Genomic DNA, 26,505 nt, shown 5'->3' with positions numbered 1-26,505 from the left:
AATTTCCGCTGTTTTATCCACTGAATTTATCCACCAATGCCACCTTGTTGTCCATGCTGTCGATTTTTCCGTCGCGCAAGTAAAGCACATGTTCGCCCAGGATGCGCGCATCTTCCGGATCATGTGTGATCAGGATCATGGGCACGGCCAGGCGCTGCTGCCACTGGCTCAGCTCCAGGCGCATTTTGACACGCAGGTCGGGGTCGAGGGCGGCAAATGGCTCATCGAGCAGCAGGGCGGCAGGCTCGGCCACCAAAGCCCTCGCCAGCGCCACTCTTTGGCGCTGGCCGCCGGACAACTCGTCGGGGAACTGGTGCGCCAGTTCCAGCAGGTCAAATGCGGCCAGCCAATGCTCGACCTTGGCCAGCTTTTCGCGCGCGCGCGGATTGAACCAGCCCCGCGCCAGGCCAAAGCCCACGTTCTGGCGCACCGTCAGGTGCGGGAACAGGGCGTAATCCTGGAACAGATAGGCCACGTTGCGCTGCTGCGGCGGCAGGTTGATGCCGGCGGCGGAATCGAACAGGGTGCGGCCATTCAGGCGGATATGGCCTGCGTCCGGTGTATACAAACCGGCAATGGCTTTCAGGGTCATGCTTTTGCCGGCCCCGGACGGGCCATACATGGCGATGCGCTGGCTGCCGGACGTGCATTGCACGTGCAAGTCAAAACGGCGTTTGCCGGAGCGCAAGGTGGCGCGAATGTCGAGATCAAGTTGCATGGCGGTCATTTGTGAGCGATGCGCCCGGGCGCCAGGCGGCCGGCCGACAGCAGCACCACGATGCAAACAAAGGAGGTGATCAGCACCAGCGTGTTGGCGACATCGTCCTGGCCTGCCTGCACGGCTTCATACACGGCGACCGATAAAGTCTGCGTCTTGCCGGGAATACTGCCAGCCACCATCAGGGTGGCGCCAAACTCGCCCAGCGCGCGCACAAAACCCAGCAGCACGCCGGCCAGGATGCCGCGCCACGCCAGCGGCAGGGTGACGCGGAAGAAAATGGCCATTTCCGAGATGCCCAGCACGCGGGCAGCCTGCTCCAGCTGGCCATCGACAGCCTCGAAGGCGGCGCGCGCCGGTTTGAAGACGAGGGGGAAGGCCACCACCGTGGAGGCGATCACGGCGCCTTGCCAGGTGAAGATGAGATTGATGCCAAAGTTGTCCTGCAGCCAGATGCCGAGCGTGCCGCGCCGGCCCAATAACACCAGCAAGTAATAGCCGAGCACGGTGGGCGGCATCACCATCGGCAAGGTCAACAGGGCGTCGAGCAGCTCGCGCCCGGGAAAACGCGTGCGCGCCAGCAGATAGCCGGTACCGATGCCGAGCAGCAAATTGAGCGCCGTGGCCCACGCCGCCACTTTCAGCGACAGGGCCAGCGCGGTCCAGGCGATATCCATGCGCGCGCGTCAGCTTATGGCTTCTTGAAACCGTTAGCTTGCTTGAATCCATAGCGGGCCAGGATCGCTTGCGCCGGCGCCGTCTGCAGGTAGCTGACGAAACGCTTCGCCTCGGCCGCATTGCTGCTGTCCTTGATGGTGGCGATCGGGTACAGCACGGGCGTGGCCAAAGGCACTTCCAGCACCACGTTGACTTTATCGTGCATGATGGCCGCGTCGGTGGCGTAGACAAAGCCGGCATCGACTTCGCCGCGCGCCACGTAGTCGAGCGACTGGCGCACGTTTTGCGTGCTGATGGCCTTGGCCTGCACGGCTTCCCACAGCCCGGCCTTCTTCAGCGCGCCTTCCGAATAGCGCCCGACGGGCACGCTGGCCGGATTGGCGATGGCCACGCGGGTCACGCCCTTCTGCGTCAGGTCAGCCAGGCTCTTGATGCCCAGCCGGCTGTCGTGCGGCACGATCAGCACCAGGCTGTTGCTGACGAAATCATGGCGGTCGGCCGGCAATACCAGCCCCTGCTTTTGCGCCGTATCCATGGTTTCCTGGTCGGCCGAAGCAAACACGTCGACGGGCGCGCCCTTGACGATCTGCTGCAGCAGCACGCCCGAGGCGGCAAAATTCAGCGACACCTTGCTGCCCGGATACTGCGCCTCATAGCCCTGCGCCGCATCCTTGAACGCATTCGTCAGGCTGGCCGCAGCCGACACCACCACTTCGCCGGCAGAGGCGGACGAGGCGGCAGTGGCCAGCAAAGCGGCGCCGAGGAGTTTGGCGATGGAAGTGAGGCGCATGGTCGTATCCTTGAAGAGAAGAGAACAAGGAGCGTAATATACACTTATATATAGCGCCTTGCCATCGCGAAGGTCAAGCATTCCGGGATAAGGGCCAGCGAATGGCAAACCTCGACCTCGGCGGTGCGACGGTTTGCATTCAGACTAAACTTTTGTCGATTGCACGGCAGCGCCATCCGTTCCCGGGCCGGCTACTTCGGCCACCGCAGGCCGGGCGCGCCAGGGCTTGTGCAGCACCAGGTATGCCAGCGAACCGATCGCCACGCCCCAAAAGGCCGAGCCCAGGCCGCCAATCGACATGCCGGAGGCGGTGGCGAGAAAGGTAATCATCGACGCTTCGCGGTGATCGGCGTCATGCACCGCGCCCAGGATATTGCTGCTGATTGCGCCGATCAGCGCCAAGCCCGCCAGCACGGCGATAAAGGTATTCGGCAAGGACGTGAACAGCAGTACGATGGTTCCTGCAAAACAGGCGCCCAGCAGATAAAACACGCCATTGGCGATCCCTGCGATATAGCGCTTGTCGTGGTCTTCATGCGCCTCCTTGCTGGTGCACAGCGCGGCAGTGATCGCCGCGATCACGATGGTGATGCCGCCGAAGAAAGCGACCGCCACCGATACCAGGCTCAGGCTGGCGATCAGCGGCCGTGCCGGGGTGTTGTAACCGGAACTGCGCAAAATCGCCATGCCTGGCAAGAGTTGCCCGGTCAGGCTGACCAGGACCAGCGGAATCGCCAGGCTCAGGGTGGCATGCCAAGTCCATTCCGGCTGGATGAATATTGGCTTGGCCAGCGTCATCGTCACGCCATGCAGATTCGCTCCCTCCAGGCCAACGGCCAGCGCCACGCCGGTGGCCAGCAACAGCACCAGGCAATAGCGGGGAAACAGGCGCTTAAAGAAGATATAGGCGACGATCATGCCGAAAGCCAGTGCCGGCGCCGACTTCACGGATTGAAAGGCACCCACGCCAAACTGGAACAGGATACCGGCCATCATGGCGCAGGCGATGCCCTTGGGAATGGCGCGCATCAGCTTGTCGAAATAGCCGGACATCCCGATCAGGAACAGGATGACGGCCGCAGTGATGTAGGCGCCGACGGCCTGGTTCAGGCTCATCTCGGGAAACAGCGTCACCAGCAGCGCCGTGCCTGGGGCCGACCATGCAGTCACGACCGGCACCTTGAACCACCAGCTCAGCGCAATGCCCGACAGCCCCGCCCCGATCGAAATCGCCCAGACCCAGGAGGCGATCATCTCGGGCGCGACCTGGGCGCTCTTTGCCGCCTGGAAAAAGATGATCAGCGGACCGGAATAGGAAATCAGCACCGCCAGGAAACCCGCCGTTATGGCCGAGATCGAAAAATCCTTGTGAATCATATTGTTCTCCGTATTGTTTTATGCATGGCAGGCATGCTGAACGATAGCCGCGTCTAGCATGGACAACGAAGTATATTTGCTAAGGAGTAATTGATAAATAGGCGTAAAATTGCAACTCTATTCAGAAAAACTGAACAAAGTTTCGACGCCATGGACCGTTTTCAAGCAATGCAGCTCTTTACCCGAATCGTGGAACTGGGCAGTTTTACCAAGGCGGCGGAGCAGCACGGTCTGTCGCGCGCATCGGCGACCGCCCTGATCAAGCAGCTAGAGGCCCATCTCGGGGCACGCCTGCTGCAGCGCACGACCCGCCAGGTCAGCGCAACACTGGACGGGCGCTCCTACTACCAGCACTGCGTGGCCATCCTGGCCGACATCGACGAGGCCGAAAGCGTGTTTTCCCAGGCCGCCTGGCATCCGCGCGGACGCCTGAAAATCGACCTGCCGGCCTCCCTGGGACGCTTGGTGGTGATCCCCGCGCTGCCCGACTTCCACCAGCGCTATCCCGAGATCGTGCTGGAGATCGGTGCCGGCGACCGCATGATCGACCTGGTGCGCGAAGGCGTCGATTGCGTGGTGCGGGTCGGCGAACTGGACGACTCGACCCTGGTCGCGCGGCGCCTGACGGCACTGCGGCAGGTGAGCTGCGCCAGCGCCGCTTACGTGGCCCGGCACGGACTGCCGGATAGCCTCGAGCAGCTCGAACAGCTTCAGAGCATCGATTACCTCTCCTCCACCACCGGCAAATTGCAGGCGCTCGAATTCTGCGTCGATGGCCAGGTGCAGACCCGAACACTGCGCGCCAGCATGGCGGTCAACAATGGCGAATCGTATGTGGCCGCCTGCGAGGCCGGCTACGGCATCGTGCAAGTGCCGCACTACCATGTCGCTCGTCAGCTTCAGGAAGGGGAACTGGTCGAATTGCTGCCTCAGTACCGGCCGCCCGATCTAACGATAACGGCCTTGTATCCGCACCATCGCCACATGACGCCCCGGCTGCGGGTGTTCATCGACTGGCTGGCGACGCTATTCCAGAACGGGTCCTCACCCATCTAGCCCTTCCTAGCCAGAAGCCTGCCATTCGGACATGATCTCAGCCTGAACTCGCCTTATGCCTATCGTGTATCGTGCTTTAAAAGCAGACATTGCTTGATTCACTGAGCGATAGACATGATTGTGGCATCCGTTGGTGCTGCTACTTTAGCAGTTAAGGGGCCGGGAATAAATAAGTGTTACGTTTGGGGGACTCTGGCGGGATGCGATGCAAGGCGGGAGAAGGAGCCATAGCGAGCTATGGCGACGACGAGCAACGCCGCAGCGCGCCGGCCAGAGACGATCCAAATGTGACAGTCATTTTTGAACGGCTCCTAAGTATGACTGAGGCCGTGTCTGATAGGCAGACCCCGACGCGCTTCGCGAAGTAGTCAGGCGCGTGCGGCTGACCGGCCTTGGCGGCCGGCGCTTTCCTGCCGCTCGCCGCGGCTCGCCGCGCCACCTCGCCGGTAAAGCATCAAGGTCGCCACCAGCCCGCACAGTGCCGCGAAACTCATCCACAGGCCGGGCGAAGCCTTGTTGGCGGTCAGTTCGATCAGATAGGTCGATATGGCAGGAGTGAATCCGCCGAAGACGGCGGTGGCAAGGCTGAAGGCGAGTGAGAAGCCGACTACCCGGACGTTGACAGGCATGACTTCTGTCAGCGCTACCACCATGGCGCCGTTGTACATGCCGAAATAGAACGAGAACACCAGCAACACCGCCAGCAAGTGTCCGAAGCTGGGGTTGGCGACCAGCCACGACATCGCCGGGTAAGCGGTCAGCAGCGCCAGCAGGGAGATGCCGACCAGGATGGGTTTGCGGCCGATGCGGTCCGATAGCGCACCGCCGATCGGCAGCCAGACGAAATTGGACAGTCCCACCAGCAGCGTGACCAGCAGGCTGTCGGCCGTACTCAAATGCAGCACGGTACGGCCGAAGGTCGGCGTGTAGACGGTGATCAGGTAGAAAGTGGTGGTGGTCATCGCGACGAACAGCATGCCGGTCAGTACCGTGCGCCAGTTCCGCAGCATCGAGTCGAATACTTCGCGGGTGTCGGGATGATGGCGGCGCGCCTGGAACTCGGCGGTCTCTTGCAGGCTTCTGCGCAGAATGAAGATGAAAGGCACGATCGCGCAGCCGATCAGGAACGGGATGCGCCAGCCCCACGCGGCCACCTCAGCCGGCGACAGCCACTGATTCAAGCCGTATCCCAGCGCCGCCGCCATCACGATGGCGACCTGCTGGCTGGCCGATTGCCACGCGGTGTAAAGGCCCTTGCGGCCTGGCGTGGCGATCTCCGCCAGGTAGACTGAAACGCCGCCCAGTTCGGCCCCGGCCGAGAAGCCTTGCAGCAGGCGACCGATCAGCACCAGCGCGGGCGCGAACAGGCCGAGCGATGCGTACCCTGGAACCAGGGCAATCAGGACCGTGCCGCTGGCCATGATCGAGAGCGTGACGATCAATCCCTTGCGGCGGCCAACCTTGTCGATGTAGGCGCCGAGGATGATCGCGCCGAGCGGGCGCATCAGGAAACCGGCGCCGAACACCGCGAACGTCAGCATCAGCGACGCGAATTCGCTATCGACTGGAAAGAATACCTTCGAAATATAGTGCGCGTAGAAGCCGAACAGGAAGAAGTCGAACTGTTCGAGAAAGTTGCCGCTGGTCACACGCAGTACGGCGCCGAACTTCGATGGGGGCGCAGCAACCGTTGCGCCTGTGTGGCTGGTTTTGCCGGTCATGTTGGTGTCTCCGTTTTTTTTTGGTTATGCCGTTGGTCCTGACCGCGATGCGCCGGGCAAAGGCGTCATCGGACGTAAAACGCTTGCTGCTCAGTCGTCTCCCAGCTGCAGCGTGTTCGGCTGGCGCTTCTCGATCGCCCACTTGAGAAGGGCCGCGCTACGGAAGATGCCATGGGCAAACTTGCCGTATGGCAGTGTGAGGAAGAGTGCCATCACCGTGCCGAGGTGCATGCACAGCACCAGCGTCAGGGCGGGGGTGCCGCGCGCCAGCATCAGCATCAGGCCGCTCGCGGCCGTCAGGAACAGCAGCGCAATGAAGCCGCGGTCCATCGGCTTCTGGGCGGCATCGCCTTGCAGGGGATGGCGGCGCACGTTCAGCACGAACAGGCCGGCGGTGCCGAGCAGCAACGCGACGCCACCGGTGATGCCCAGCAGCTTGGGTAGGCTGCCGAAAGCGTAGGGCGCCTCCCAACCGAACAGGTAGTGATACAGGGTGGCCGTGCTGGTCGCCGCGAAGCACAGCATGAAGCCGTAAAACGTGAGGTGATGGCAGCGCCGCCGTGCCACCGAGAAGGCATCGTCGGCGTTGTTGCAGCCGGCGCCATGCCCGCCGCCCAAAAATTTCAGGCGCAGCACCTTGCCGGCGGCGTCGCCGACGGCGGCCGCCGAGGCGGCCCCGGGCGTGACGTCGCGCCAGAAGCGCCGCACGCCCAGGCCCAGCGCCAGCAGTGCGAACAGGAAGATGGGCGCGAACAGGCTCACCATCAGGTTGTGCGGAAAGATCGTATAAAAGCTGCCGCCCATCGGTACCTGCAAGAGCGAACCCTGGCCGCTGGCGGCGAGCGCCAGGAATAGCGCCAGCCCGGCCACCAGCGCCAGCGACAGCGCCAGGCCGTTGCGTTTGTACAACGCCCCCAGGGCGGGCGGCCAGGCGTAGTCGGTATAGGTTTCGAGGCGCACCTTGGCCATGGCCTGCGGCACGTTGATGGCGAATTCGTGCGGCGGCGCGTATTGGCAGGCATGCAGGCAAGCGCCGCAGTTATGGCACAAGTTGGCCAGGTAGTTGATGTCGGCCTTGCTGAATTCCAAACGCCGTGTCATGGCGGGGAACACGGCGCAATAGCCTTCACAATAACGGCAGGAATTGCAGACCGTCATCTGGCGGCCGACTTCGGCCTCATTCGCGCTCAGGATAGGGATCGTCGGATAGCTGCCCTTGGCCAGCGTGCTGGCTTCGCGCATCAGGGATTCAAGCTGTTGCATGTTGTACTTTCTTTGCAGCGAGTGCTGCCTGAGTGCCGGCGATACGCCCGAAGGCGGTGCCGATGGCCATGCCGACGCCGGCGGTGTAGCCCTGGCCGAGCACGTTGCCGGCCATCATTTCCCCGGCGACGAAGAGATTGGGACTGGGGCGGCCGCCGAAGTGCACGGCGGCGCGTTCGTCGACCTTCAGGCCAAGGTAGGTGAAGGTGACGCCCGGGCGCAGCGCGTAACCGTAGAACGGCGCGGTATCGATCGGCCGCGCCCAGTGCGTCTTGGCGGGCGCCAGGCCGGCGGTGCGGCAGTCGTCGAGCGCGGTGTGATCGAAGTTGCCGGGACAGCAGGCGGCGTTGTAGTCCTGCACGGTCTGCACGAAGGCTTGTTCAGGCAGGCCGAGCAGGCGGGCCAGTTCGGGCAGCGTGTTGGCCACGGTGCCGGGAAACACCGGCGGCATGAAGCGGCCGATGGCTTTCTGGTCGGTGATGGAGTAGGCGATCTGGCCCGGCTGCTGCGCCACCAGGCGGCCCCAGATCGCGTAGCGCTTGGGCCAGAAGTCCTCGCCCTCGTCGTAAAAACGGTCGCCTTCGCGATTCACCACGACCCCGAGCGAGACGCAGTCGATGCGGGTGCAGATACCGCCGTCGTAGAGCGGCGCGCGGGCGTCGATCGCCACCATGTGGGCCTGGGTCGGGTCGCCGATCGCATCGGCGCCGGCAGCGATCATGTACTTGAGCAACACGCCTTCGTTGAAGCGCGTGCCACGGATCAGGAAATTGTCGGACGGCCATTCGCCGCGTGCGTTCTGGCCCCATGCTTCACGCAGCCATTCGCGGTTCGACTCGAAGCCGCCGGCCGCCAGCACACAGCTTTTCGCGGCGATGCGTTCGCCCTTGGCTGTATGCACGGCAACAAAGCGGTCGCCGTCGAGCTCGACGGACACCACCGGCGTGTCGTAGCGCACCTCGACGCCGAGCTGTTCGGCGCTGCGGAAATAGGCGTTCACCAGGGCCTTGCCGCCGCCCATGAAAAAGGCGTTGGTGCGGGCCACATGCAGCGCGCCGGACAATGGCGGCTGGAAGTGCACGCCATGCCGGCGCATCCAGTCGCGGCAGCTCGACGAAGCGCGAATGGCGAGGCGCGCCAGCTTTTCGTCGGTGATACCGCCAGTGACCTTGAGCAGGTCCTGCCAGTATTCTTCCTCGGAATAAGCGTCGATCAGCACGTCTTGTGGCGCGTCATGCATGCAGCGCAGGTTGCGCGTGTGTTGCGAGTTGCCGCCGCGCCATTCACGCGGCGACGCCTCGATCAGCAGGACCGAAGCGCCCGCTTCGCGCGCCATCAGGGCCGCACACAGTGCCGCATTGCCGCCACCAATGACCAGTACATCCACCATCATTTACCTCCTTGTTGTGGGGTAAATTCTAGGTGGACTGGTTCAACTCCGGTAGTCGCCGCTTACACAAGCCGCGTTCAGGATTCGTGAAGACTTGCGCCAGGCCATTTGGCGCCGGCGACCAGTTCGCGCACCACGTCGCGCAGCACGATGCGGGTGGCCAGTACCGCCGGCGAGAGCTCATCCTCAGGCAGGCTGGCCAGCAGGTTGCGGCGGCGCACGCCGGCGTCCACCACCTGCACCAGCCGCACCTCGGAGGCGGGAAGGCGCGAGGTTGCCGCGCCGGGCTGGATGGTCGCCGCCAGCCCGGCGCGCACGACATCCATCAAGATGGCCAGGCCGTCGATGTCGGCGACGATGTTCGGTTCGCACCTGACCTGCGCAAACGCGGTTGCCACGATCGCCCGCAAGCCGTGGGTGCCGCTCGGCATGGCCAAGGGCAAGGCGCCGATCTCCCGCAGGCGCACTTGCTTGCCCTTCGGCATGCCAACCAGCTGCGGGGAGCCGATGACAAACAGGCTTTCATCGAGGAGCGGCGCCGCGCTCAGGCGTTTGGCCCCGTCCGTCTCGAACACGATCGCCAGATCGAGTTGGCGCGCATTGAGCATGGCTGCGAGGTTGCCTGACAGGCTTTCGACAAGATGCAAACGGATGTCGGGGTAGCGGGCACGCAAGCCGTTCATGAACGGCAGCGCCAGCACCGATGCCGTCGATGGCGCAAGACCGACGCTCACGTGCCCGGACAGGCGCGCGTGCTGCGCGGCGCGGGCCGCCTCGTCGACATGGCGCAATGCCAGCTGCGCCTGGCGCCAGAAGGCAAAGCCAGCGTCAGTGGGGACGACGCCCGTCGTCGTGCGGCGTAACAGGCGGGTGGCGAGTTCGCCCTCCAACCGGCTGATTTGCTGGCTGAGGGTAGACGTGACCACGCCCAGGTCTGCGGCCGCCCGGCCCATGCTGCCCAATTCGACGACGCGGATGAAATAGCGGAGCTGCCTTAGTTCCATGGTTCACCGGTGCAATAAAACGGGGATAGTAGCATGCGCCATTGCGCAGCAAAGGCCTGCCACTCAGACACGGCCTCAGCCATACTTGCTCACTGCCACCTCTTCGTCGCGCCGCGCATATTTCTGCGCGATCACGGCGCACACCATCAGCTGGATCTGGTGGAACAGCATCAGCGGCAGGATCACCATGCCCAGCGAACGGGTGGAGAACAGTACCTTGGCCATCGGCACGCCGCTGGCCAGGCTTTTCTTCGAGGCGCAAAAGACGATGGCGATTTCGTCTTCCTTGCTAAAACCCAGGCGGCGGCTGACAAAAGTGGAAATACCCAGCACCAGCGCCAGCAGCAAGATGCTGATCAGGCCCAGGGCGACCAGGGTTTCCACCGAGATGGTATGCCACAGGCCTTCGCTGACGGCTTCGCTGAAGGCGGTGTAGACCACCAGCAGGATCGAGCCCTGGTCGACGAATTTCAGGCCAGCCTTGTGGCGGTCGACCCAGCGGCCGATCCAGCGGCGCAGGAACTGGCCAGCCAAAAACGGCAGCAGCAACTGCATGACAATGGACAACACCGCGTCGATGGACGACTTGCTTTCCGCGCCCTTGGCCACCAGCAAGCCCACCAGTATCGGGGCGAGGAAGATGCCGATGAAATTCGAGGCCGAGGCGCTGCAGATGGCGGCCGGCACGTTGCCGCGCGCCATGGCCGTCATGGCGATCGACGATTGCACAGTGGACGGCAGGGCGCACAGGAACAAAATGCCCATGTACAGGTCGGGCGTGAGGAAGGTCAGCGCCAGCGGGCGCAGGGCCAGGCCCAGCAGGGGGAACAAGATAAACGTGCTGGCCAGCACCAGCAGGTGCAAGCGCCAGTGCATGGCGCCCGCCACCACGGCCTCGCGCGACAGCTTGGCGCCGTGCAGGAAAAACAGGGCGCCGATGGCGATGGTGGTGATATTGCCGAAGACCACGGCCGTCGTGCCCGTGCAGGGCAGGAAACTGGCCAACGCCACGGTAACGAGCAGGGCGATGGTGAAATTATCGGGTTTCAGATTGCGCAGCAGGGCGGCGGGAGAGAAAGAAGACATGCAGTAGCCTGGTAGCGGCGCAGCCGTGCAACACTGTGCCTGGGATGACAAAAGCGCCGGAAACGGCGCCAGTGCTGGCTATTCTACCCGCTTCCAGGCAGCTTGCCTGGAAGCATTAATGTCCTCCTTAGACGATGCCGCTGCTGCTGGCGCCAGCCTTCGCTGGCCGCGCACGCCCCGTTTCCTCGCGGTAGCCGCTGGCGCGGTAGCAGGCCACCGGGTCGACGGCGGCGCCCGAACGCAGGCGCGCCATGGCCAGGATGGCGCCGACGTCGGTGCGAAACGCTTGCTTGAGCGCCTGCGCCGAGGCGTGCACGTCGTTTGCCTCCTGGTGATGGCGCAAGGCAGCGCGGTCGACCAGCGCGGACTGGATAAAGGCGCGCTGCACCTCGACGGCGCTGCTCATCAGGCTTTCAATCGGGTCCGTCACGTTATGCGACTGGTCCAGCATGTAGGCGGGCTTGAAGGCGGCGCCGTCGCGGGCGGCCGCGTCGGCCAGTTCGTTGAAGACCAAGAACAGCTGGAAGGGGTTGATGCTGCCCGAATCGAGGTCGTCGTCGCCATACTTGCTGTCGTTGAAATGGAAGCCGCCCAGCTTGCCGAACTGTGCCAGGCGCGCGACGATCATTTCAATATTCGTGTTCGGCGCATGGTGGCCCAGGTCGACCAGGCATTTGGCCTTCGGCCCCAGCGCGCTGGCGCAGGCGAAGCTGGTGCCCCAGTCGGCGATAGTGGTGGCGTAAAAGGCCGGCTCGAACAGTTTGTGCTCGATAAAGATATTCCAGTCGGCGGGCAAGGCGCCGTAAATGTCGCGCATGCTGTCCAGGTAACGCTCCAGTGCGCCGCGCAGATTGTGCTGGCCCGGGAAATTGGCGCCGTCGCCCACCCATACCGTCAGCGCCTTGGAACCGAGCGCCCGGCCCAATTCGATGCAGTCGATATTGTGCTCGACGGCCTGCGCCCGCACGGCCGCGCTGTGCGAAGTCAGGCTGCCGTATTTGTACGATTGCGCCTGTCCCGCCTGGTCCTGGAAGGTATTCGAATTGACGGCGTCAAAACCCAGCCCATGGCCGTGGGCAATTTCGCGCAGGGCCGCCGTGTCGCTGACCTTGTCCCATGGAAAATGCAGGGAAACGGCGGGCGTGGCGCGCGTCAGCTGGTGGATCACGGCGCAGTCTTCGAGCTTTTCAAACACGTTGCGCGGCTCGCCCAGCCCGGGAAAGCGGGCGAAGCGGGTGCCGCCCGTGCCCGCGCCCCAGCTGGGCACGGCCACGGCAAAGGTTTGCGCCAGCGCAGTCAATTGTTCGATATCCTGGCCACGGCGTGCCAGCACGCCGCCCAGGGCTGCATAGTCGGCGTCCAGGTTAGCTTGCAGCGTGGCATTGTGTTCGGCCACCAGGCCGCTGTCGATGATGGGGTGCATGCTGTGTCTCCGTTATCTGCAGTCCGGCGCTGGCCGGCTGCGTTTTTTTTGGGTGCAATTATCGGGATTATCGGGTAAAGGCGGCGGCGTTGCCCGCGTCGACATTGAGGATATTGCCCGTGCTCTTGGCTGCTTTTTCGCTGGACAGGAAATACACGGCTTCGGCTATGTCTTCCGGCAACACGCTGCGTTTGAGCAAGCTGCGCTGGCGGTAGAATTCCTCGATGTCGCCCGTCTCGATCTTGTTCGAGGCGGCCCGCTCTTCCTTCCATTTACCGTCCCAGATGCGCGAACCGCGGATGACGGCGTCCGGATTGACGACGTTGACGCGGATGCCGTGCGGCGCGCCTTCGAGTGCGATGCAGCGGGCCAAATGGATTTCCGCCGCCTTGGCGGTGCAATAGGCCGAGGCGCCGCCGGAAGCCACCAGGCCATTCTTGCTGGCAACAAACACCATGCTGCCGCCCAATTGCTGCTGCTGCATGATGCGGAAGGCGGCGCGGCTGACGAGGAAATAACCGGTGACGAGGATGGACTGGTTGCGCTCCCACATGTCCAGGGTGGTCTCTTCCAGCGGCGCCGAGGAAGCGATGCCGGCGTTCGAGACCAGCAGGTCGATGCCGCCGAAACGCAGCGCGGCCGCGTTCAGGATCGCTTCGACCTCGTGCTCGCCCGTGATGTTGGCGCGTATCGTGGCGATATTGTCGCGTCCGGCCACTTTCAGCAGGTTCTGCTCGGCTTCTTCCAGGGCGGCGCCGTCGATATCGGTCAGCAACACGCACGCGCCTTCCTGCAGCAGCTGGCGCGCCACGGCCTGGCCGATGCCGCCGCCGCCGCCCGTCACCAGGGCGATGCGCCCGGCCAGGCTCTTCGGCTTGGGCATGCGCTGCAGCTTGGCTTCTTCCAGCAGCCAGTATTCGATGTCGAAGGCTTCCTGTTCCGGCAAGCCGACATAGGTGTCGACGCCATTGGCGCCGCGCATCACGTTGATGGCATTGACGTAGAACTCGCCAGCGATGCGCGCCGTGGCCTTGTCCTTGGCAAACGACAGCATGCCGACGCCGGGTATCAGGTAAATGATGGGGTTGGCGTCGCGCACGGCGGGGCTGTTGTCGTGCTTGCAGCGCTGGTAATAGGCAAGGTAGTCGGCGCGGTAGGCCGCCAGCGCGGCGTCGAGGCCCGCCACCAGCTTGTCGAAGTCGGCTTGCGCCGGATCAAAGTCGATGACGAAAGGACGGATCTTGGTGCGCAGGAAATGATCGGGGCAGGAAGTGCCCAGCGCAGCGAGGGGCAGCAAGTCGGCGCTGCAGACAAAATCGAGCACGTTGGCGCTGTCGTCGAAGTGGCCCAGTTTGTACTCGTCCTTGCTGATTTTGCCGCGCAGCAATGGCATCAGGCGCTGGGCCAGCGCCGCCCGCTCAGCCGCCGGCAGAGGGGCGACCCGGGCGCCGCCAAAGGCCGGCTGCCGGCTGTTCGCCGCCAGCCAGTCTTCGGCCCGCTTGATGATGGCCAGCGTGGTTTCATAGCAGGACTTGGACGTGTCGCCCCAGGTAAACAAGCCGTGGCCTTCGAGGATGATGCCTTTCAACTGCGGCTGCGCCTGCGACAACGCTTCGAGTTTCAAGCCCAGGTCGTAGCCGGGGCGCTGCCACGGCAGCCAGCCCAGCTCGCCTTCAAAAATCTTTTGCGTCAGCGTACGGCTGGCAGCGCAGGCGGCAATCGCGATCACGGCGTCCGGGTGCATATGATCGACATGCTTGCGCGCAATGTAGGCATGCAGGGGCGTATCGATGCTGGCCGCGCGCGGATTCAAATTAAAAGTGCAGTGCGGCAGGTAGGCGACCATTTCGTCTTCCAGCACCAGGCCACGGTAGCGTCCCTTCAGGGCGCGCAGCTTGTCCATGTACAGGGTGGAAAAGCCATCGAGCTTGATACTGCCCAGGTCGCCACCGGAACCCTTGACCCACAAGACCTCGGCTTGCTCGCCCGTCAGGGGATCGGTCATGGCGATCTTGGCCGAGGTATTGCCGCCACCGAAATTGGTGATGCGCATGTCTGAACCGAGCAGGTTGGAGCGGTACAGCAGGCGCTCCGGCTCACTCAAGGTCGCGGCATGCGCATCATCCCACAGCGAGGCCATGGGCGCTGGCGGCTTGGTGTCTATCGTGGCGGTCATACGGTGTCTCCATTATGGTTATGAATGCGTCCTGCCAATGGCCGCCTGTGTGCGCGCAGCAGCATGACGGCAGCAGCACTCAGTAGAAATCAGCGGCCCCATCATGTCAATCAACAAGCAATCAAAATGATGAGTGAAACGCAAATAATCATCATGTTGATCGGAGTACCGCTCAGTGATTTGCGCGCTGGGCAAATAATCACCATGTTGATTGATTGAATGTTGACATGCACTGCTCAACTGCTTAGGCTGACTCACCGATAAAGAAGTCGTCCCTGAGCCGCAGGCCAGGAGAGGACTCAATGAGGAGACAACGTGGTCAATCACAAACGCCGCAAAGGCTTGCTGAAACTACTCGCCGAACACAGCGTGGCGAGCGTCGATCAATTGGTCGACTGGCTCAGTTCCTCGCCAGCGACGGTGCGGCGCGATATCGCCTGGCTGGCCGAGCGCAATCTGCTGGTACGCAGCCGTGGCGGCGCGGAAAGCCTGCCGCCCAAGAAGCAGCGCACGTTTGCGCTGTCGGGCGAAACGTTTCAAAACAATATCGACCGCTGTGCCGCGCAAAAACGCGCCATCGCCCGGCACGCCTGCGGCCTGTGCGCCGATGGCGACACCATCATCATCAATGGCGGCACCACGACCTACCGCATGGTCGAATTCCTGGTCGACAAGCGCCTGAAAATCCTCACCAATTCCTTCCTGATGGCCGAGCGCCTGCTGATGAGCAGCGAAAACGAAATCATCTTGCCCGGTGGCAAAGTGTATCGTGAGCAAAACGTCATCTTGAGTCCGTTCGACAACGACATCAGCCAGCACCATTACGCCGGCAAGATGTTCATGGGCGTGTATGGCCTGTCGATGCTGGGCCTGATGGAAGCGGATCCCTTGCTGATCCAGGCGGAGAAGCGCCTGATCAGCCAGGCTGAAGAGTTGATCGTCCTGGCCGACAGTTCCAAGTTTGCCAGGAAGGCGGGCCTGATCCTGTGTGGCCTGAACCGCGTGTCTTGCGTCATCACGGACACCGGCGCGTCCGACGCCGCAGTACAGATGCTGGAGCAATCCGGCGTCAGGGTACTGGCGGTAGCACCCGAAGTTGTAGCGGAACCGACCTTGCCGCTGTCCCAAGCGGAACGGGAGTGGCAAGGAGCATAAGCAGAGGGCTGGCGACATGGTGTCGACCACCACGATGAACCATAAAAGGAGACGTGGCATGAAACTGAACAAGATGATGGTGACGGCATTGAGCATGTGCATGATCGGCGCCCTGGCCAGCAGTGCCCAGGCGGCGGACAAGCTGAAGATCGCGATGGTCGTCAAGAACCTGGGCAACGGCTTTTTCGACGCCGCCCACGAGGGCGCGAATGAAGCGGCCAAGCAGCTGGGCGACGTGGAAATCATTTATACGGGCCCCACCACGGCCACGGCCGAAGGCCAGATCGAGATCATCAGCTCGCTGATCAGCCAGAAGGTCAACGCCATCGTCATTTCCGCCAACGACGCCAATGCGCTGGTGCCGATCACCAAGAAAGCCATGCAGCGCGGCATCAAGGTGATCTCGTTTGACAGCGGCCTGGCCAAGGAAGGGCGCTTGATGCAGCTCAATCCATCGAGCCCGCCCCTGATCGGCCTCAAACAGATTGAAATGGCCGCCGACGCCATCGGCGGCGCTGGCGAGATCGCCATCCTGTCGGCCACCGCGCAGGCGACGAATCAAAACATCTGGATAGCCGAAATGAAAAAGACGCTGGCCCTGCCTGCGTATTCCAAACTCAAGCTGGTGGCCACCGTGTATGGCGACGACCAGTCGGACAAGAGCTATCGCGAAGCGATCGGCTTGTTGCGCAGCAATCCCAACCTGAAAGCCATCATCGCGCCGACCACGGTGGGCATCAATGCGGCCGGCAAGGCCGTGGTCGATGAAAAACTGGTGGGCAAGGTGTATGTGACGGGTCTGGGCCTGCCATCGGAAATGGCCGGCCACGTGAAAAGCGGCGCCGTGAAGAGCTTTGCCATCTGGAACCCCATCGACCTGGGCTACGCCGCCACCTATGCCGCGCATCAATTCGTCACCGGCAAGGCCAGCGCCAAGCCCGGCGAAGTCATCGCCGTCGGCCGCATGGGCAAGCTGACCCTGGACGCCAACGGTGAAGCGGCGCTGGCGCCGCCATTCACCTACAACAAGGATAACGTCGATAAGTTTTCCAAGATTTTCTAAGGCAAGCTGTCGACCGCCTGCGCTGGCTGCCTGACGGTGGCGGCCAGCCTTACTCCATCGTTTTCGGTGCACAAACCATGTCATTGCATTCCAGTAGTTTCCCGCAGGCAGGGCTGGCGCAGCAGGCGAATTTCCCCGTCTTGCGCCTGTCCGGCATCTGCAAGCATTTCCAGGGCGTCGTCGCGCTGCACGAGGTCGGCTTGACGGTGCGCGCCGGCGAAGTAATGGCGCTGATCGGTGAAAACGGCGCCGGCAAGTCCACCCTGGTCAAGACCCTGACGGGCATCTATCAGCCGGATGCGGGCAGCATGCAGTTGGACGGGAAAGCCGTCATTTTTTCCAGCCCGCAAGAGGCAATGGCTGCCGGCATCACGGCCGTGCACCAGGAAACCGTGATGTTCGAAGAGCTCAGCGTGGCCGAGAACATCTATATCGGACGCCAGCCGCAAACGGGGTTTCCCGCGCGCATAGACTGGGCCCGCATGGCGGCCGATGCGCAGCAGATCTTCGCCCGCCTCGAAGTGCAGTTGCCGGTGCTGGCCAAGGTCAGGGAACTGAGCGTAGCGCAGCGCCACTTTGTTGAAATCGCCCGCGCCCTGTCGCAGGATGCGCGCGTGGTGATCATGGATGAACCGACGGCGTCGCTGTCGCAGCGCGAAATCCACGAGCTGTACCGCATCATCGCCCAGCTGCGCGCGGCGGGCACGGCGGTCATTTTCATTTCGCATAAATTCGACGAGATTTTTGCCGTCGCCGACAGCTATACCGTGCTGCGCGACGGCCACTTCGTCGCTGCCGGCGCACTGGCCGATATTACCGAGCCGCAACTGGTGTCGCTGATGGTGGGCCGCACCATCGAGCAGGTGTTCCCGAAGGTGGACATTGCCCTCGGCAAGACCTTGCTGGAAGTGTCGAATTTTTGCCATCCGACGGAATTTCGCGATGTCAGTTTTTCCGTCAAGCAAGGTGAAATTGTCGGCTTCTACGGCCTGGTGGGCGCCGGCCGCTCGGAAGTGATGCAGGCGCTGTTCGGCCTGACGCCCGGCGTCAGCGGCAGCATCGCCATCGACGGGCGGCAAGTGGCCATCGCCTGCGCCAGCGACGCCATCAAACACGGCATCGCCTATGTGCCGGAAGACCGGCAGCACCAGGGCGCGCATTTGTCGATGTCCATCGTGCACAACATTACGCTGCCGATTCTTGACGGCATCGGCTGCTTCCTGTGGCCACGGCGCGCCCAGGAAACGGCCATCGCACGCCAGTTGAGCGAGCAGCTGGAATTGAAGGCCAGCCACTTTACGCAGATGGTGTCGGAATTGTCGGGCGGCAATCAGCAAAAAGTGGTGCTGGCCAAGTGGCTGGCCACCAAACCCAAGGTGATCATCCTCGACGAGCCCACCAAGGGAATCGATATCGGCTCCAAGGCGGCCGTGCACCGCTTCATCAGCGAGCTCGTCACGCAAGGCCTGTCGGTGATCCTCGTGTCGTCCGAGCTGCCCGAAGTACTGGGCATGGCGGACCGCATCGTGGTGATGCACCAGGGCCACATCCACCGCGTCTTTGCGCGCGCGCAAGCGACGCCGGAAAACGTCGTCGCCGCCGCGTCCGGCAGCAGCCACACTAGCGAGGAGTTGGCATGCGCTACCTGAAACAACGCGAAATCCAGCTGGCCCTGCTCATTGTGCTGCTGGTGCTGCTGGTGGGCCTGCGTTCGCCCGTTTTCCTGACCGTGGGCAGCCTGGCCAACCTGCTCACCGACAGCACCTTGCTGATCATGCTTGCGCTGGCGCAAATGTTCGTCATCATCACGCGCGGCATCGACCTGTCGGTGGCATCGAACCTGGCGCTGTCGGGCATGCTGTCGGCCCTGCTGGCGGTGCACTACCCGCACTTGCCGCTGGCGCTGGTGGTGCTGGCGGCGCTGGGCATCGGTCTGCTGCTGGGCCTGCTCAACGGCTACATGATCGGCTACCTGGACTTGCCGCCCATCGTCGTCACCCTGGGCACCATGAGCGTGTACCGGGGCTTGGTGTTCGTGCTGTCGGGCGGCGCGTGGGTCTCATCGCACCAGATGCCCGCCGCCTTCATCGATTTTCCGCTGACGCGCCTCTTGGGCGTGACGCACCTGGTGTGGATCGCCCTGGCGGCCATCCTGGCGACCTGCTACCTGGCCCGCTACACGCGTTTTGGCCGCGACCTGTATGCGATCGGCAACCAGCCGCAGGCGGCGCGCTATGTCGGCATCGCCACCGCGCGCCGCCTGCTGTGGACGTATGGCCTGTCGGGTATGATGGCCGGCCTGTGCGGCTACCTGTGGGTGGCCCGCTACGCGGTGGCGTATTCGGAAATTGCCTACGGCTTTGAATTTACCGTGATCGCCGCCTGCGTGATCGGCGGCATCAGCATCGCCGGCGGCGTCGGCACGGTCAGCGGTGCGGTGCTCGGCGCGCTGTTCCTGGCCGTCATCAACAATGCCTTGCCGATCGTCAAGGTATCGCCCTTCTGGCAAAGCGCGCTGACGGGCATCGTGATCCTCACGGCCGTCTTGATCAATGCACGCGGCAATAAAAAGGCCGGGCGCCAGATCTTGCCGCTGGCCATGCTACAACCGACCACCAGGAACGCCACGTGAACGCCACCTCCCAAAACTTGCACAGCGGCGCGCCAGACACGCTTCCGGCCCCGGTCCCGGTCCCCGCGCGCTCGCGCTACACCATCCTCGACCGCAAGGCGCACCGCATCGGCCACTACCTGGCCCATTGGGAAGCCTTGCTGGCGCTGCTGCTGGTGGCCGTGTTCGTCGGCAACAGCGTGTTTTTGCCGCATTTTTTTGACGCCTACAACCTGGCCGACAGCACCTTCAATTTCAGCGAAAAGGCGCTGATCGCGCTGCCCATGGCTTTGCTGATCATTTGCCGCGAGATCGATATTTCCGTCTCCGGCATCCTGGCGCTGTCCTCGGTGGCCATGGGCTATGCGCACCACGCCGGCGTGCCGCCGCCCGCCTTGCTGTTCGTGGCGCTGGCCACAGGCACGGCCTGCGGCTGCCTGAACGGCGTGCTGGTGACGCGCTTTGCCCTGCCCTCTATCGTCGTGACGATAGGCACCGTGGCCCTGTTCCGCGGCCTGGCCAGCGTGATGCTGGGCGACCAGGCCTATACCGGCTATCCGCAACTGCTGATCGACTGGGGCCAGGGCTACTTTTTTGACTTGATTCCGCGCCCCTTCGTGATCCTGCTGGTGTTCGCCGTGCTGTTTGCCGTGCTGCTGCACGCCACCAGCTGGGGCCGGCGTATCTATGCCATCGGCAGCAATCCCGGCGCGGCGCGCTTTTCCGGCGTCGCCGTCGACCGCTACCGCTTTGCCCTGTTCATGGCGACGGGCGCCATGGCTGGCCTGGCCGCCTGGCTGCTGACGGGGCGCATCGGCAGCACGCGCCCGAACATCGCCATGGGCTGGGAACTGGAAGTGATCACCATGGTCATCCTGGGCGGCGTCAGCATCGCCGGCGGCAAGGGCAGCATCGCCGGCGTGATGCTGGCCGTGCTGCTGCTGGGCATGGTCACCTATGGCCTGGCGCTGGTGAATATTCCCGGCGTCATCATGACCATCGTTGTCGGCATCCTGTTGTTGGTCACGATTGCCGTGCCACGTTTGATCCAGCGCAAGCAAGGCAAGAAATAAAGACCATGGAACAGATCGCCTTCACAATGCAGCTCAAGCCCGGACACGCCGCCGAATACCAGCGCCGCCACGACGCCATCTGGCCCGAGCTGGCCGCCCTGCTGCACGACTCGGGCGTGCATGACTACAGCATCTTTCTCGACGCCGGCAGTGGCGCGCTGTTTGCCGTGCTGCGCCGCAGCGACAACCATGCGATGGCCAGCCTGGCGCAGCATCCCGTGATGCGCCGCTGGTGGCTGCATATGGCCGACCTGATGCACACCGAGGCCGACGCGGCGCCCGTCTGCGTGCCGCTGTTGCCCGTATTTCACCAGGATTAAGGACCTCACCCGCCCATGCAAGCGACTGTCGTACTCGATATCGGCAAGACCAATGCCAAGCTGACCCTGCTCGATCCTGCCGGCGCCATCCTGGCCGAGCAGCGCTGCGCGAACACCATCGTCAACGCCGCACCGTACCCCCACCATGATACGGAGCGGCTATGGGCATGGCTGCAGGCAACGCTGGCTGCGTTTGCGCGGCTGGCCCACATCCAGGCCATCGTGCCCGTCACGCATGGCGCCACGGCGGCCCTGGTCGATGACGACGGCCTGGTGCTGCCGGTGCTCGACTATGAATCCACGCTGCCGCAGTCTCTGGCAACTGAGTATGCCGCGCTGCGGCCACCATTTGCCGACACCCTGTCGCCGCAACTGCCCTGCGGGCTCAACCTGGGCCTGCAACTGTTCTGGCTGGCCAAAACGTTCCCGTTGGAATTTTCCCGCGCGCGCCATATCCTGACCTATCCCCAGTACTGGGCCTGGCGCTTGTCGGGCGTAGCGGCCAGCGAAGTGACGTCGCTGGGCTGCCATACGGATTTATGGCAGCCGCTGCAAGGGGATTATTCGTCGCTGGTCGAAAAGATGGGCTGGCGCACCTTGTTCCCGCCGCAGCAAGCGGCATGGAACGCGCTGGGGCCGGTATTGCCGGCATGGCGCGAGCACAATGGCTTGCCGCCCGATTGCCAGGTACTGTGCGGTATCCATGACAGCAATGCGTCGCTGCTGCGCTATCTCGATACGGGCGCGCAAGCCCGGCCCCGCACGGTATTGTCGAGCGGCACCTGGCTGATTGCCGCAGCGTTTGGCGTGCCCTTGCAGCAGCTCGATGAAACGGCCGACATGCTGGCCAATGTCGATGCGCTGGGCCGGCCCGTAGCCTGCATGCGCTTCATGGGCGGACGCGAGTTTTCCATCCTGGCGGGCACGGCGCCGCAAATGTGCGGCATCGACGATCTGGCACGCCTGGTCAAACAGGGCACGCTGGCGCTGCCGTGTTTTGCCGAGTCCGGCGGCCCGTTCGTGGGGCAGGCCGGACGCATCGTCGGACCGGCGCCGCGCTCGCCCGGGGAACACTATGCGCTGGCGACCCTGTATTGCGCCCTGATGAGTGACTATTGTCTCGACGCCCTGGGTGCCCAGGGGCCGGTCACCGTGGAAGGCAGCTTCACGGACAACCCGCATTTTGCGCCCCTGCTGGCAGCCTTGCGGCCGGGGCAAGCGGTGGCCGTGTCGCAAGACGCCAGCGGCACCACCTGCGGCGGCTGGATGCTGCATCACTGGGGCAAGGCGCCCACACTGCAGGCAGCGCCGGCCAATGCGCCGGACCTGGCCGGCCTGGCGGCCTACCGCGCGCGCTGGCGGGCGCTGGCGCTGGAAGCAGAGGCAGCAACACCTGCGGAGGCGCTGCCAGCGTAAGCTCTTCAGGCAAATATTCCAGGCAAAAAAATGCCCTGTCCGCAGACAGGGCAACCCGGAGTAAAGTACAGCGCGAGGCGTTACCGCGTGGCGTTACCGCGAGGCGATTAGCCGGCGGCTTTGACTTTCAGTTGGTTCTTGATTTCTTTCACGCCGCTGACGGAAGCGACGATCTGCACGACGCGGTCACCCGCTTCGGCGCTCGGCACGTCGCCCGACAGGACGACTACGCCTTGCTGGGTTGCAACCTTGACTGGCAGGGCGGCGGCTTGCGCATCGGCGCTCAGGGCGGCCTTGGCCGAGGAAGTGATGGTTTCATCTGGTACGGCGGCGGCGGCATTGGCGGCGACCACGGTGTCGGCAGGAGCTTTTGCTTTTGGTGCGGAGTCAGCTGCATGCGAAGCGGTGATCGAAGCGCCCGACAGCAGGACGGCGGCAACCAGGGTATTGAACAGTTTCGATGTTTGCATGGTAGTTCCTCTCAATGAGTTTAAAAGCTTCTTACTTGGATAAAGCAACACTTTGAAGCGTCACATCTACCCTTACAGCAAGCACCGTGCCAGCTTTTAAAATCCCTTTAAAATCAACGACTTAGTTTAAAACTTGATTTTTCCGCGCCGTTTCGCAGCGATCTGGCCCGGAAATCCGGGCTTTTTGTCGCCTGACAGCGACAGCTTGTAGCAACATTATCAATGCTTTAATGCAAGCCATTGATTCCAAAGACTTTATTTTTGTCGCTATTCAGCGACAGGGTCGCCGTCAAGCCTGAATAGGGCTGGCGTGAGCTCGTATTTCTGCAGCAAACGGTAAAACTCCGTACGGTTGCGGTCGGCCAGGCGCGCCGCGTCGGCCACGTTGCCATCGGTCAGGCGCAGCAGCTGGATCAGGTAGTCGCGCTCGAAACGCTGCTTGGCTTCGTTGTAGCTGAGCGCTTCGAGCGACGGCACGCGCAAGGCCCGTTGCACCAGGCTCAGGGGCACCAGCGGCGCCGTGGCCAACGCGCACACTTGCTCGACGACATTGACCAGCTGGCGCACATTGCCGGGCCATGGCGCAGCCACCAGGGCCGTCAAGGCGTCCGGGGCGAAGCCGTTCAGGGGCTTCTGGTACTTGGCCGCCAGTTTCTGCAGGAAATGATTCGCCAGCAGGGAGATATCTTCGCGGCGCTCGGCCAGCGGCGGCAAGGTCAAGGTGACCACGTTCAGGCGGTAATACAGGTCTTCGCGGAATTGCCCCTCGGCCATGGCCATGTCCAGGTCGCGGTGCGTGGCCGACAGCAGGCGCACGTCCACCGGGCGCGTCTGGTCGGCGCCGACGGGGCGCACGGCCCGCTCCTGCAGCACGCGCAGCAGTTTGACTTGCAGCGGCAAGGGCATGTCGCCGATCTCATCTAAAAACAGGGTGCCGCCATCGGCCGCCAGGAACAGGCCTTCACGGTTGCCGACGGCGCCCGTAAACGAGCCCTTCACGTGGCCGAACAGTTCCGATTCCAGCAGTTGCTCGGGGATGGCGCCGCAGTTGACGGCGATGAACGGCGCCTTGGCGCGGCGGCTGGCGTTGTGCAGCGCGCGCGCCAGCAACTCCTTGCCGGTGCCGCTGGGGCCGCGTATCAAAATACTGGCATCCGAGCCAGCCACCAGCTTGGCTTCGGCCAGCAGCTCGGCCATCTGCGCGCTACGGCTGATCAGCTCGGCACGCCAGCTCTCGTCGCCGGACGCCGGGGCCGGCATGACAGTGGACAGGTTGATGGCATACGCCACTTTTTCCATCAGCAACTTGCCGTCGAACGGTTTCGTCAGGTAGGCAAAGGCGCCGCGCGCCGTGGCTTCGACGGCGTCGGGTATGGTGCCGTGGGCAGTGAGCAAGATGACGGGCAGGGCCGAGTGCTGGCGGCGGATTTCATCGAACAGGGCCAGGCCGTCGCGGCCCGGCAATTGCACGTCGGTAATGACCAGCGCCGGCAATTCCACGGCCAGGCGCGCCAGCGCCGCTTCCGCACTGCCGACAGCCGTGACGCGATAGTTGCCCGCTTGCAGGCGGATGGTCAGCAATCGCAGCAGATCGGGGTCATCGTCGACCAGCAGGATATGCGCATGTTCGCTCATTTCGGCGCTCCCACGGCAGGGCGCACGGACAGGCTGCGCTCGATGTTTTTCAGCGCTTCGAGCTTCTCATTCAACTGGTCGATGCGCCGCTGGGCCTCGCGCAGCTGAGTGTTGAGTTTGTCGATGCTGTCTTCCTGGCGGCGCAGCTCCGCATAATGGCTGCTGAGCAACTGCGCCAGCGGCGCCAGCAGTTGCGCCTCCTTGCCCGTGGCCGTGGCCAGCGGTTCGAGCAGCGCTTGCGCGCGCGCAAGGTCGCCGGGGCCGTGCACGCTTGCTTGCAGCATGGCGCGGCGCAGCGTGTTGTGCGGCGCACTGTCGGCCTTGGCCAGGTCTGCCTGCGCCTTCGCCAGTTCCGACGGCGTCATCAGGCGCACACTGTTTTGATAGGCCAGCAGTTCGCTGAGCTGGGGATCGGTCACCAGCACCACGCGCGGCGGCGTTTGCACCAGCACGGGCGTCTGTGTGGGCTTGGTGGCGCAAGCGCCCAGTAGCACCGCGCAGGCGGCCATGCCAGCCATAGAAATTCTCGTCATCATAAGGGCAGTTCTATCCGAAAATGTGCGCCGGCCGGGCGCGGTAAAAGAGTGACGCTGCCTTCGTGGGCGGCGATATATTCGCGCACGATGGACAGGCCGATGCCATTGCCGTTGCGCGCGCCGGCTGCCTGGCGCACGCCCTGGTAAAACGGCTCGAAGATGCGCTCGGCATCCTCGGGCGCCACGCCCGCGCCTGCGTCGATGCAGTCGATATGCGCGCGGCCACCGTCGCACGACAGCGTAAAGCGCACGCTGCCGCCTTCCGGACTGAAGCGCACGGCGTTCGACAGGATATTCGCCAGCGCCGTGGCCAGCTTGTCGCGGTCCGCCTGCACGGTCAGGGACTCGCCCTGCACCTCGACGCTCAGGCGGCGCGCCTGCCACTGCAAGCGCTGGCCGGCCACCACATCTTGCAGCAAGACCAGCAAGTCCACCTTGCTGCGCGCCAGGTGCTGGGCGTCAAAAGCGGCGGTATTGTAGCGCAGCAAGTCTTCGATCTGCGTTTGCAGCGAGGCCGTGTTTTGCTGCAGGATGCCAGCGATTTCGCGCTGGCCATCGCTGAGCTTGCCGGCCACCTCGTCTTCCAGCAGGGCCACGCCTTCACGCAGCGCCGCCAGCGGGGTTTTCAGCTCGTGCGAGATATGCCGCAGGAAACGTTCCTTGTCCGCATCCAGGTCCGCCAGGCGCTGGCGCAGCCAGTCCAGCTGCTGTCCCAGGCGGCGCGTGTCGGCGGGGCCGCCGACGACGATGCGCTGGTCATAGCGTTTCTCGCCGAGCCGCTCGATGGCCGTCTCGATGCGGCGCAGCGGTCGCGACAGCAAGAAGCCGAAGCAAGTGGCCAGCACGGCCGCCAGCAGCACGGCGCCGATGACCAGCGCGCCCAGCACGCCGCGCTGGCGTTCCAGTTCGACCAGCAAGGCGTCGTTGCGGCTGCCGATTTCCGTCTTGCTCTCGCGCGCCAGGGTGTCATTGATCTGCGTCATGCGCGCAAACGCGCGGTACACGACGGCGTGGCCATCGCGCTTGCGGCGCTTGCCCGCCTGCAACACTTCCCACGCCGCTTGCGCCTGCACCAGCCACTCGTCGGCCAGTTGCGGTGCGAACTCAGGCGTGGCGCGATTGAGTAACTGCAGCGCCGCCGCCGCTTCCGCGCGGGCGGCCGCGTAGCGTTCACGGAAGACCGGGTCGTCCAGCACGAGGAACTGGCGCGCGCTGCGCTCCATGGCCAGGGTGCGCTCGGACAGGCGCTGCGACTGTTCCGTCAGGGTAATCGCCTGCGCCGCCGTCTCGCGCCCCAGCCGCGCCAGGTGTTCCAGGGTCAGCAGGGCTTGCACGGAGGTGGCCGTCAAAATGCCTGCCGTCAGGATGAAGGCGGCAAATAACAGTTGGCGAAAGGAAAGTCTGGACACCATACGGGCCTTCGCTGCAGTCAGCAGGGGGAAAAGGCGCATGGTACGCTAAGCGCCCATTGCGGGACGCCGCCCACCGAAAGTGACACATATAATAACATTGCCATCTTTACCAAGCCGCCTCCAGCGGCGGCG

General features: G+C 63.6%; 24 protein-coding genes. 9 read left to right on the top strand and 15 right to left on the bottom strand.

Translation table 11 applies throughout. From position 1 onward, the window contains the following. Positions 1-13 precede the first annotated feature (13 nt). The 4 genes from ACQ4W6_RS04545 to ACQ4W6_RS04530 form a co-directional block, all read right to left on the bottom strand. On the bottom strand, positions 14-718 hold the full coding sequence (locus ACQ4W6_RS04545; RefSeq protein ID WP_436565987.1) for a sulfate/molybdate ABC transporter ATP-binding protein: 705 nt from the start codon (positions 716-718) through the stop codon (positions 14-16). Between the two features lie 5 nt (positions 719-723). Then, positions 724-1,395: a molybdate ABC transporter permease subunit gene (gene modB / locus ACQ4W6_RS04540; RefSeq protein WP_436565986.1), complete on the bottom strand. Its 672-nt coding sequence runs from the start codon at positions 1,393-1,395 to the stop codon at positions 724-726. Positions 1,396-1,409: 14 nt separating this feature from the next. Further along, on the bottom strand, positions 1,410-2,186 hold the full coding sequence (gene modA / locus ACQ4W6_RS04535) for a molybdate ABC transporter substrate-binding protein (protein WP_436565985.1): 777 nt from the start codon (positions 2,184-2,186) through the stop codon (positions 1,410-1,412). 144 nt (positions 2,187-2,330) lie between these two features. Continuing rightward, positions 2,331-3,563, bottom strand: a complete 1,233-nt coding sequence (locus ACQ4W6_RS04530; RefSeq protein ID WP_436565984.1) for a benzoate/H(+) symporter BenE family transporter — start codon at positions 3,561-3,563, stop codon at positions 2,331-2,333. A gap of 150 nt (positions 3,564-3,713) precedes the next feature. Between ACQ4W6_RS04530 and ACQ4W6_RS04525 the strand changes: the two genes are divergently transcribed. Then, entirely contained in the window at positions 3,714-4,619 is a 906-nt protein-coding gene (locus ACQ4W6_RS04525; protein ID WP_436565983.1) for a LysR family transcriptional regulator, read from the top strand. A 368-nt stretch (positions 4,620-4,987) separates the two neighbouring features. Here the strand turns inward: ACQ4W6_RS04525 and ACQ4W6_RS04520 are convergent, their stop codons facing one another. From ACQ4W6_RS04520 to ACQ4W6_RS04490, 7 genes are all read right to left on the bottom strand, one after another. Continuing rightward, complete coding sequence (locus tag ACQ4W6_RS04520) at positions 4,988-6,340, bottom strand: MFS transporter (protein ID WP_436565982.1); 1,353 nt, start codon at positions 6,338-6,340, stop codon at positions 4,988-4,990. Positions 6,341-6,430: 90 nt separating this feature from the next. Continuing rightward, positions 6,431-7,603, bottom strand: a complete 1,173-nt coding sequence (tcuB, locus tag ACQ4W6_RS04515; RefSeq protein ID WP_436565981.1) for a tricarballylate utilization 4Fe-4S protein TcuB — start codon at positions 7,601-7,603, stop codon at positions 6,431-6,433. Further along, positions 7,590-8,993, bottom strand: coding sequence for an FAD-dependent tricarballylate dehydrogenase TcuA (gene tcuA, locus ACQ4W6_RS04510; protein ID WP_436566055.1), 1,404 nt, complete (start codon positions 8,991-8,993; stop codon positions 7,590-7,592). The genes tcuB and tcuA overlap by 14 nt, the downstream gene beginning before the upstream one ends. Before the next feature lie 77 nt (positions 8,994-9,070). After that, positions 9,071-9,997 carry a LysR family transcriptional regulator gene (locus ACQ4W6_RS04505; RefSeq protein ID WP_436565980.1) on the bottom strand — a complete coding sequence of 309 codons (927 nt, stop codon included), beginning with the start codon at positions 9,995-9,997 and terminating at the stop codon, positions 9,071-9,073. A 75-nt stretch (positions 9,998-10,072) separates the two neighbouring features. Beyond that, positions 10,073-11,083, bottom strand: coding sequence for a bile acid:sodium symporter family protein (locus ACQ4W6_RS04500; RefSeq protein ID WP_436565979.1), 1,011 nt, complete (start codon positions 11,081-11,083; stop codon positions 10,073-10,075). Positions 11,084-11,210: 127 nt separating this feature from the next. Further along, entirely contained in the window at positions 11,211-12,506 is a 1,296-nt protein-coding gene (rhaI, locus tag ACQ4W6_RS04495; protein ID WP_436565978.1) for an L-rhamnose catabolism isomerase, read from the bottom strand. Between the two features lie 67 nt (positions 12,507-12,573). Then, the gene (locus ACQ4W6_RS04490; protein WP_436565977.1) at positions 12,574-14,682 is read right to left on the bottom strand and encodes a bifunctional rhamnulose-1-phosphate aldolase/short-chain dehydrogenase; all 2,109 of its coding nucleotides are present in this window, start codon (positions 14,680-14,682) and stop codon (positions 12,574-12,576) included. 24 nt (positions 14,683-14,706) lie between these two features. On the opposite strand from ACQ4W6_RS04490, the gene ACQ4W6_RS04485 reads away from it, so the two are divergent. From ACQ4W6_RS04485 to ACQ4W6_RS04450, 8 genes are all read left to right on the top strand, one after another. After that, the gene (locus tag ACQ4W6_RS04485; RefSeq protein ID WP_436565976.1) at positions 14,707-14,901 is read left to right on the top strand and encodes a hypothetical protein; all 195 of its coding nucleotides are present in this window, start codon (positions 14,707-14,709) and stop codon (positions 14,899-14,901) included. Between the two features lie 96 nt (positions 14,902-14,997). Beyond that, positions 14,998-15,837 (top strand): DeoR/GlpR family DNA-binding transcription regulator, encoded by an 840-nt coding sequence (locus tag ACQ4W6_RS04480; protein WP_436565975.1) that lies wholly within the window; start codon positions 14,998-15,000, stop codon positions 15,835-15,837. Between the two features lie 94 nt (positions 15,838-15,931). Beyond that, positions 15,932-16,900 carry a rhamnose ABC transporter substrate-binding protein gene (gene rhaS / locus ACQ4W6_RS04475; protein WP_436566054.1) on the top strand — a complete coding sequence of 323 codons (969 nt, stop codon included), beginning with the start codon at positions 15,932-15,934 and terminating at the stop codon, positions 16,898-16,900. A 77-nt stretch (positions 16,901-16,977) separates the two neighbouring features. Then, positions 16,978-18,549 (top strand): sugar ABC transporter ATP-binding protein, encoded by a 1,572-nt coding sequence (locus tag ACQ4W6_RS04470; protein WP_436565974.1) that lies wholly within the window; start codon positions 16,978-16,980, stop codon positions 18,547-18,549. Then, on the top strand, positions 18,537-19,532 hold the full coding sequence (locus ACQ4W6_RS04465) for an ABC transporter permease (protein WP_436565973.1): 996 nt from the start codon (positions 18,537-18,539) through the stop codon (positions 19,530-19,532). The genes ACQ4W6_RS04470 and ACQ4W6_RS04465 overlap by 13 nt, the downstream gene beginning before the upstream one ends. 83 nt (positions 19,533-19,615) lie before the next feature. Next, positions 19,616-20,584, top strand: a complete 969-nt coding sequence (locus tag ACQ4W6_RS04460; protein ID WP_436566053.1) for an ABC transporter permease — start codon at positions 19,616-19,618, stop codon at positions 20,582-20,584. Between the two features lie 5 nt (positions 20,585-20,589). Then, the gene (gene rhaM / locus ACQ4W6_RS04455) at positions 20,590-20,904 is read left to right on the top strand and encodes an L-rhamnose mutarotase (protein WP_436565972.1); all 315 of its coding nucleotides are present in this window, start codon (positions 20,590-20,592) and stop codon (positions 20,902-20,904) included. A gap of 15 nt (positions 20,905-20,919) precedes the next feature. Next, positions 20,920-22,320 (top strand): FGGY-family carbohydrate kinase, encoded by a 1,401-nt coding sequence (locus tag ACQ4W6_RS04450; protein ID WP_436565971.1) that lies wholly within the window; start codon positions 20,920-20,922, stop codon positions 22,318-22,320. Positions 22,321-22,427: 107 nt separating this feature from the next. On the opposite strand, the gene ACQ4W6_RS04445 is transcribed toward ACQ4W6_RS04450, so the two are convergent. The 4 genes from ACQ4W6_RS04445 to ACQ4W6_RS04430 all read right to left on the bottom strand — a co-directional run bounded on the left by ACQ4W6_RS04445 (position 22,428) and on the right by ACQ4W6_RS04430 (position 26,373). Continuing rightward, on the bottom strand, positions 22,428-22,790 hold the full coding sequence (locus ACQ4W6_RS04445; protein WP_436565970.1) for a BON domain-containing protein: 363 nt from the start codon (positions 22,788-22,790) through the stop codon (positions 22,428-22,430). Between the two features lie 267 nt (positions 22,791-23,057). Beyond that, positions 23,058-24,425, bottom strand: a complete 1,368-nt coding sequence (locus tag ACQ4W6_RS04440) for a sigma 54-interacting transcriptional regulator (RefSeq protein WP_436565969.1) — start codon at positions 24,423-24,425, stop codon at positions 23,058-23,060. Further along, complete coding sequence (locus tag ACQ4W6_RS04435) at positions 24,422-24,943, bottom strand: hypothetical protein (protein ID WP_436565968.1); 522 nt, start codon at positions 24,941-24,943, stop codon at positions 24,422-24,424. Before ACQ4W6_RS04435 ends, ACQ4W6_RS04440 begins: the two co-directional genes overlap by 4 nt. 14 nt (positions 24,944-24,957) lie before the next feature. After that, positions 24,958-26,373: a HAMP domain-containing sensor histidine kinase gene (locus ACQ4W6_RS04430; RefSeq protein WP_436565967.1), complete on the bottom strand. Its 1,416-nt coding sequence runs from the start codon at positions 26,371-26,373 to the stop codon at positions 24,958-24,960. Positions 26,374-26,505 lie beyond the last annotated feature (132 nt).

Origin of the sequence: Janthinobacterium woesei (genome assembly GCF_051380875.1) — a bacterium.
Lineage (GTDB): Bacteria > Pseudomonadota > Gammaproteobacteria > Burkholderiales > Burkholderiaceae_D > Janthinobacterium.
This window is presented reverse-complemented; position numbering and strand designations above follow the sequence as displayed.

Bases quoted from the DNA above. Each gene is read 5' to 3' on its own strand.
- modA (WP_436565985.1), bottom strand. From the start codon at position 2,186: ATGCGCCTCACTTCCATCGCCAAACTCCTCGGCGCCGCTTTGCTGGCC.
- ACQ4W6_RS04465 (WP_436565973.1), top strand. From the start codon at position 18,537: ATGCGCTACCTGAAACAACGCGAAATCCAGCTGGCCCTGCTCATTGTG.
- tcuA (WP_436566055.1), bottom strand. From the start codon at position 8,993: ATGGTGGATGTACTGGTCATTGGTGGCGGCAATGCGGCACTGTGTGCG.
- rhaI (WP_436565978.1), bottom strand. From the start codon at position 12,506: ATGCACCCCATCATCGACAGCGGCCTGGTGGCCGAACACAATGCCACG.
- ACQ4W6_RS04450 (WP_436565971.1), top strand. From the start codon at position 20,920: ATGCAAGCGACTGTCGTACTCGATATCGGCAAGACCAATGCCAAGCTG.
- ACQ4W6_RS04530 (WP_436565984.1), bottom strand. From the start codon at position 3,563: ATGATTCACAAGGATTTTTCGATCTCGGCCATAACGGCGGGTTTCCTG.
- ACQ4W6_RS04440 (WP_436565969.1), bottom strand. From the start codon at position 24,425: ATGAGCGAACATGCGCATATCCTGCTGGTCGACGATGACCCCGATCTG.
- ACQ4W6_RS04470 (WP_436565974.1), top strand. From the start codon at position 16,978: ATGTCATTGCATTCCAGTAGTTTCCCGCAGGCAGGGCTGGCGCAGCAG.
- ACQ4W6_RS04520 (WP_436565982.1), bottom strand. From the start codon at position 6,340: ATGACCGGCAAAACCAGCCACACAGGCGCAACGGTTGCTGCGCCCCCA.
- ACQ4W6_RS04525 (WP_436565983.1), top strand. From the start codon at position 3,714: ATGGACCGTTTTCAAGCAATGCAGCTCTTTACCCGAATCGTGGAACTG.
- rhaM (WP_436565972.1), top strand. From the start codon at position 20,590: ATGGAACAGATCGCCTTCACAATGCAGCTCAAGCCCGGACACGCCGCC.
- ACQ4W6_RS04445 (WP_436565970.1), bottom strand. From the start codon at position 22,790: ATGCAAACATCGAAACTGTTCAATACCCTGGTTGCCGCCGTCCTGCTG.
- ACQ4W6_RS04500 (WP_436565979.1), bottom strand. From the start codon at position 11,083: ATGTCTTCTTTCTCTCCCGCCGCCCTGCTGCGCAATCTGAAACCCGAT.
- ACQ4W6_RS04485 (WP_436565976.1), top strand. From the start codon at position 14,707: ATGCGTCCTGCCAATGGCCGCCTGTGTGCGCGCAGCAGCATGACGGCA.
- ACQ4W6_RS04430 (WP_436565967.1), bottom strand. From the start codon at position 26,373: ATGGTGTCCAGACTTTCCTTTCGCCAACTGTTATTTGCCGCCTTCATC.
- ACQ4W6_RS04490 (WP_436565977.1), bottom strand. From the start codon at position 14,682: ATGACCGCCACGATAGACACCAAGCCGCCAGCGCCCATGGCCTCGCTG.
- ACQ4W6_RS04545 (WP_436565987.1), bottom strand. From the start codon at position 718: ATGCAACTTGATCTCGACATTCGCGCCACCTTGCGCTCCGGCAAACGC.
- tcuB (WP_436565981.1), bottom strand. From the start codon at position 7,603: ATGCAACAGCTTGAATCCCTGATGCGCGAAGCCAGCACGCTGGCCAAG.
- modB (WP_436565986.1), bottom strand. From the start codon at position 1,395: ATGGATATCGCCTGGACCGCGCTGGCCCTGTCGCTGAAAGTGGCGGCG.
- ACQ4W6_RS04435 (WP_436565968.1), bottom strand. From the start codon at position 24,943: ATGGCTGGCATGGCCGCCTGCGCGGTGCTACTGGGCGCTTGCGCCACC.
- rhaS (WP_436566054.1), top strand. From the start codon at position 15,932: ATGTGCATGATCGGCGCCCTGGCCAGCAGTGCCCAGGCGGCGGACAAG.
- ACQ4W6_RS04505 (WP_436565980.1), bottom strand. From the start codon at position 9,997: ATGGAACTAAGGCAGCTCCGCTATTTCATCCGCGTCGTCGAATTGGGC.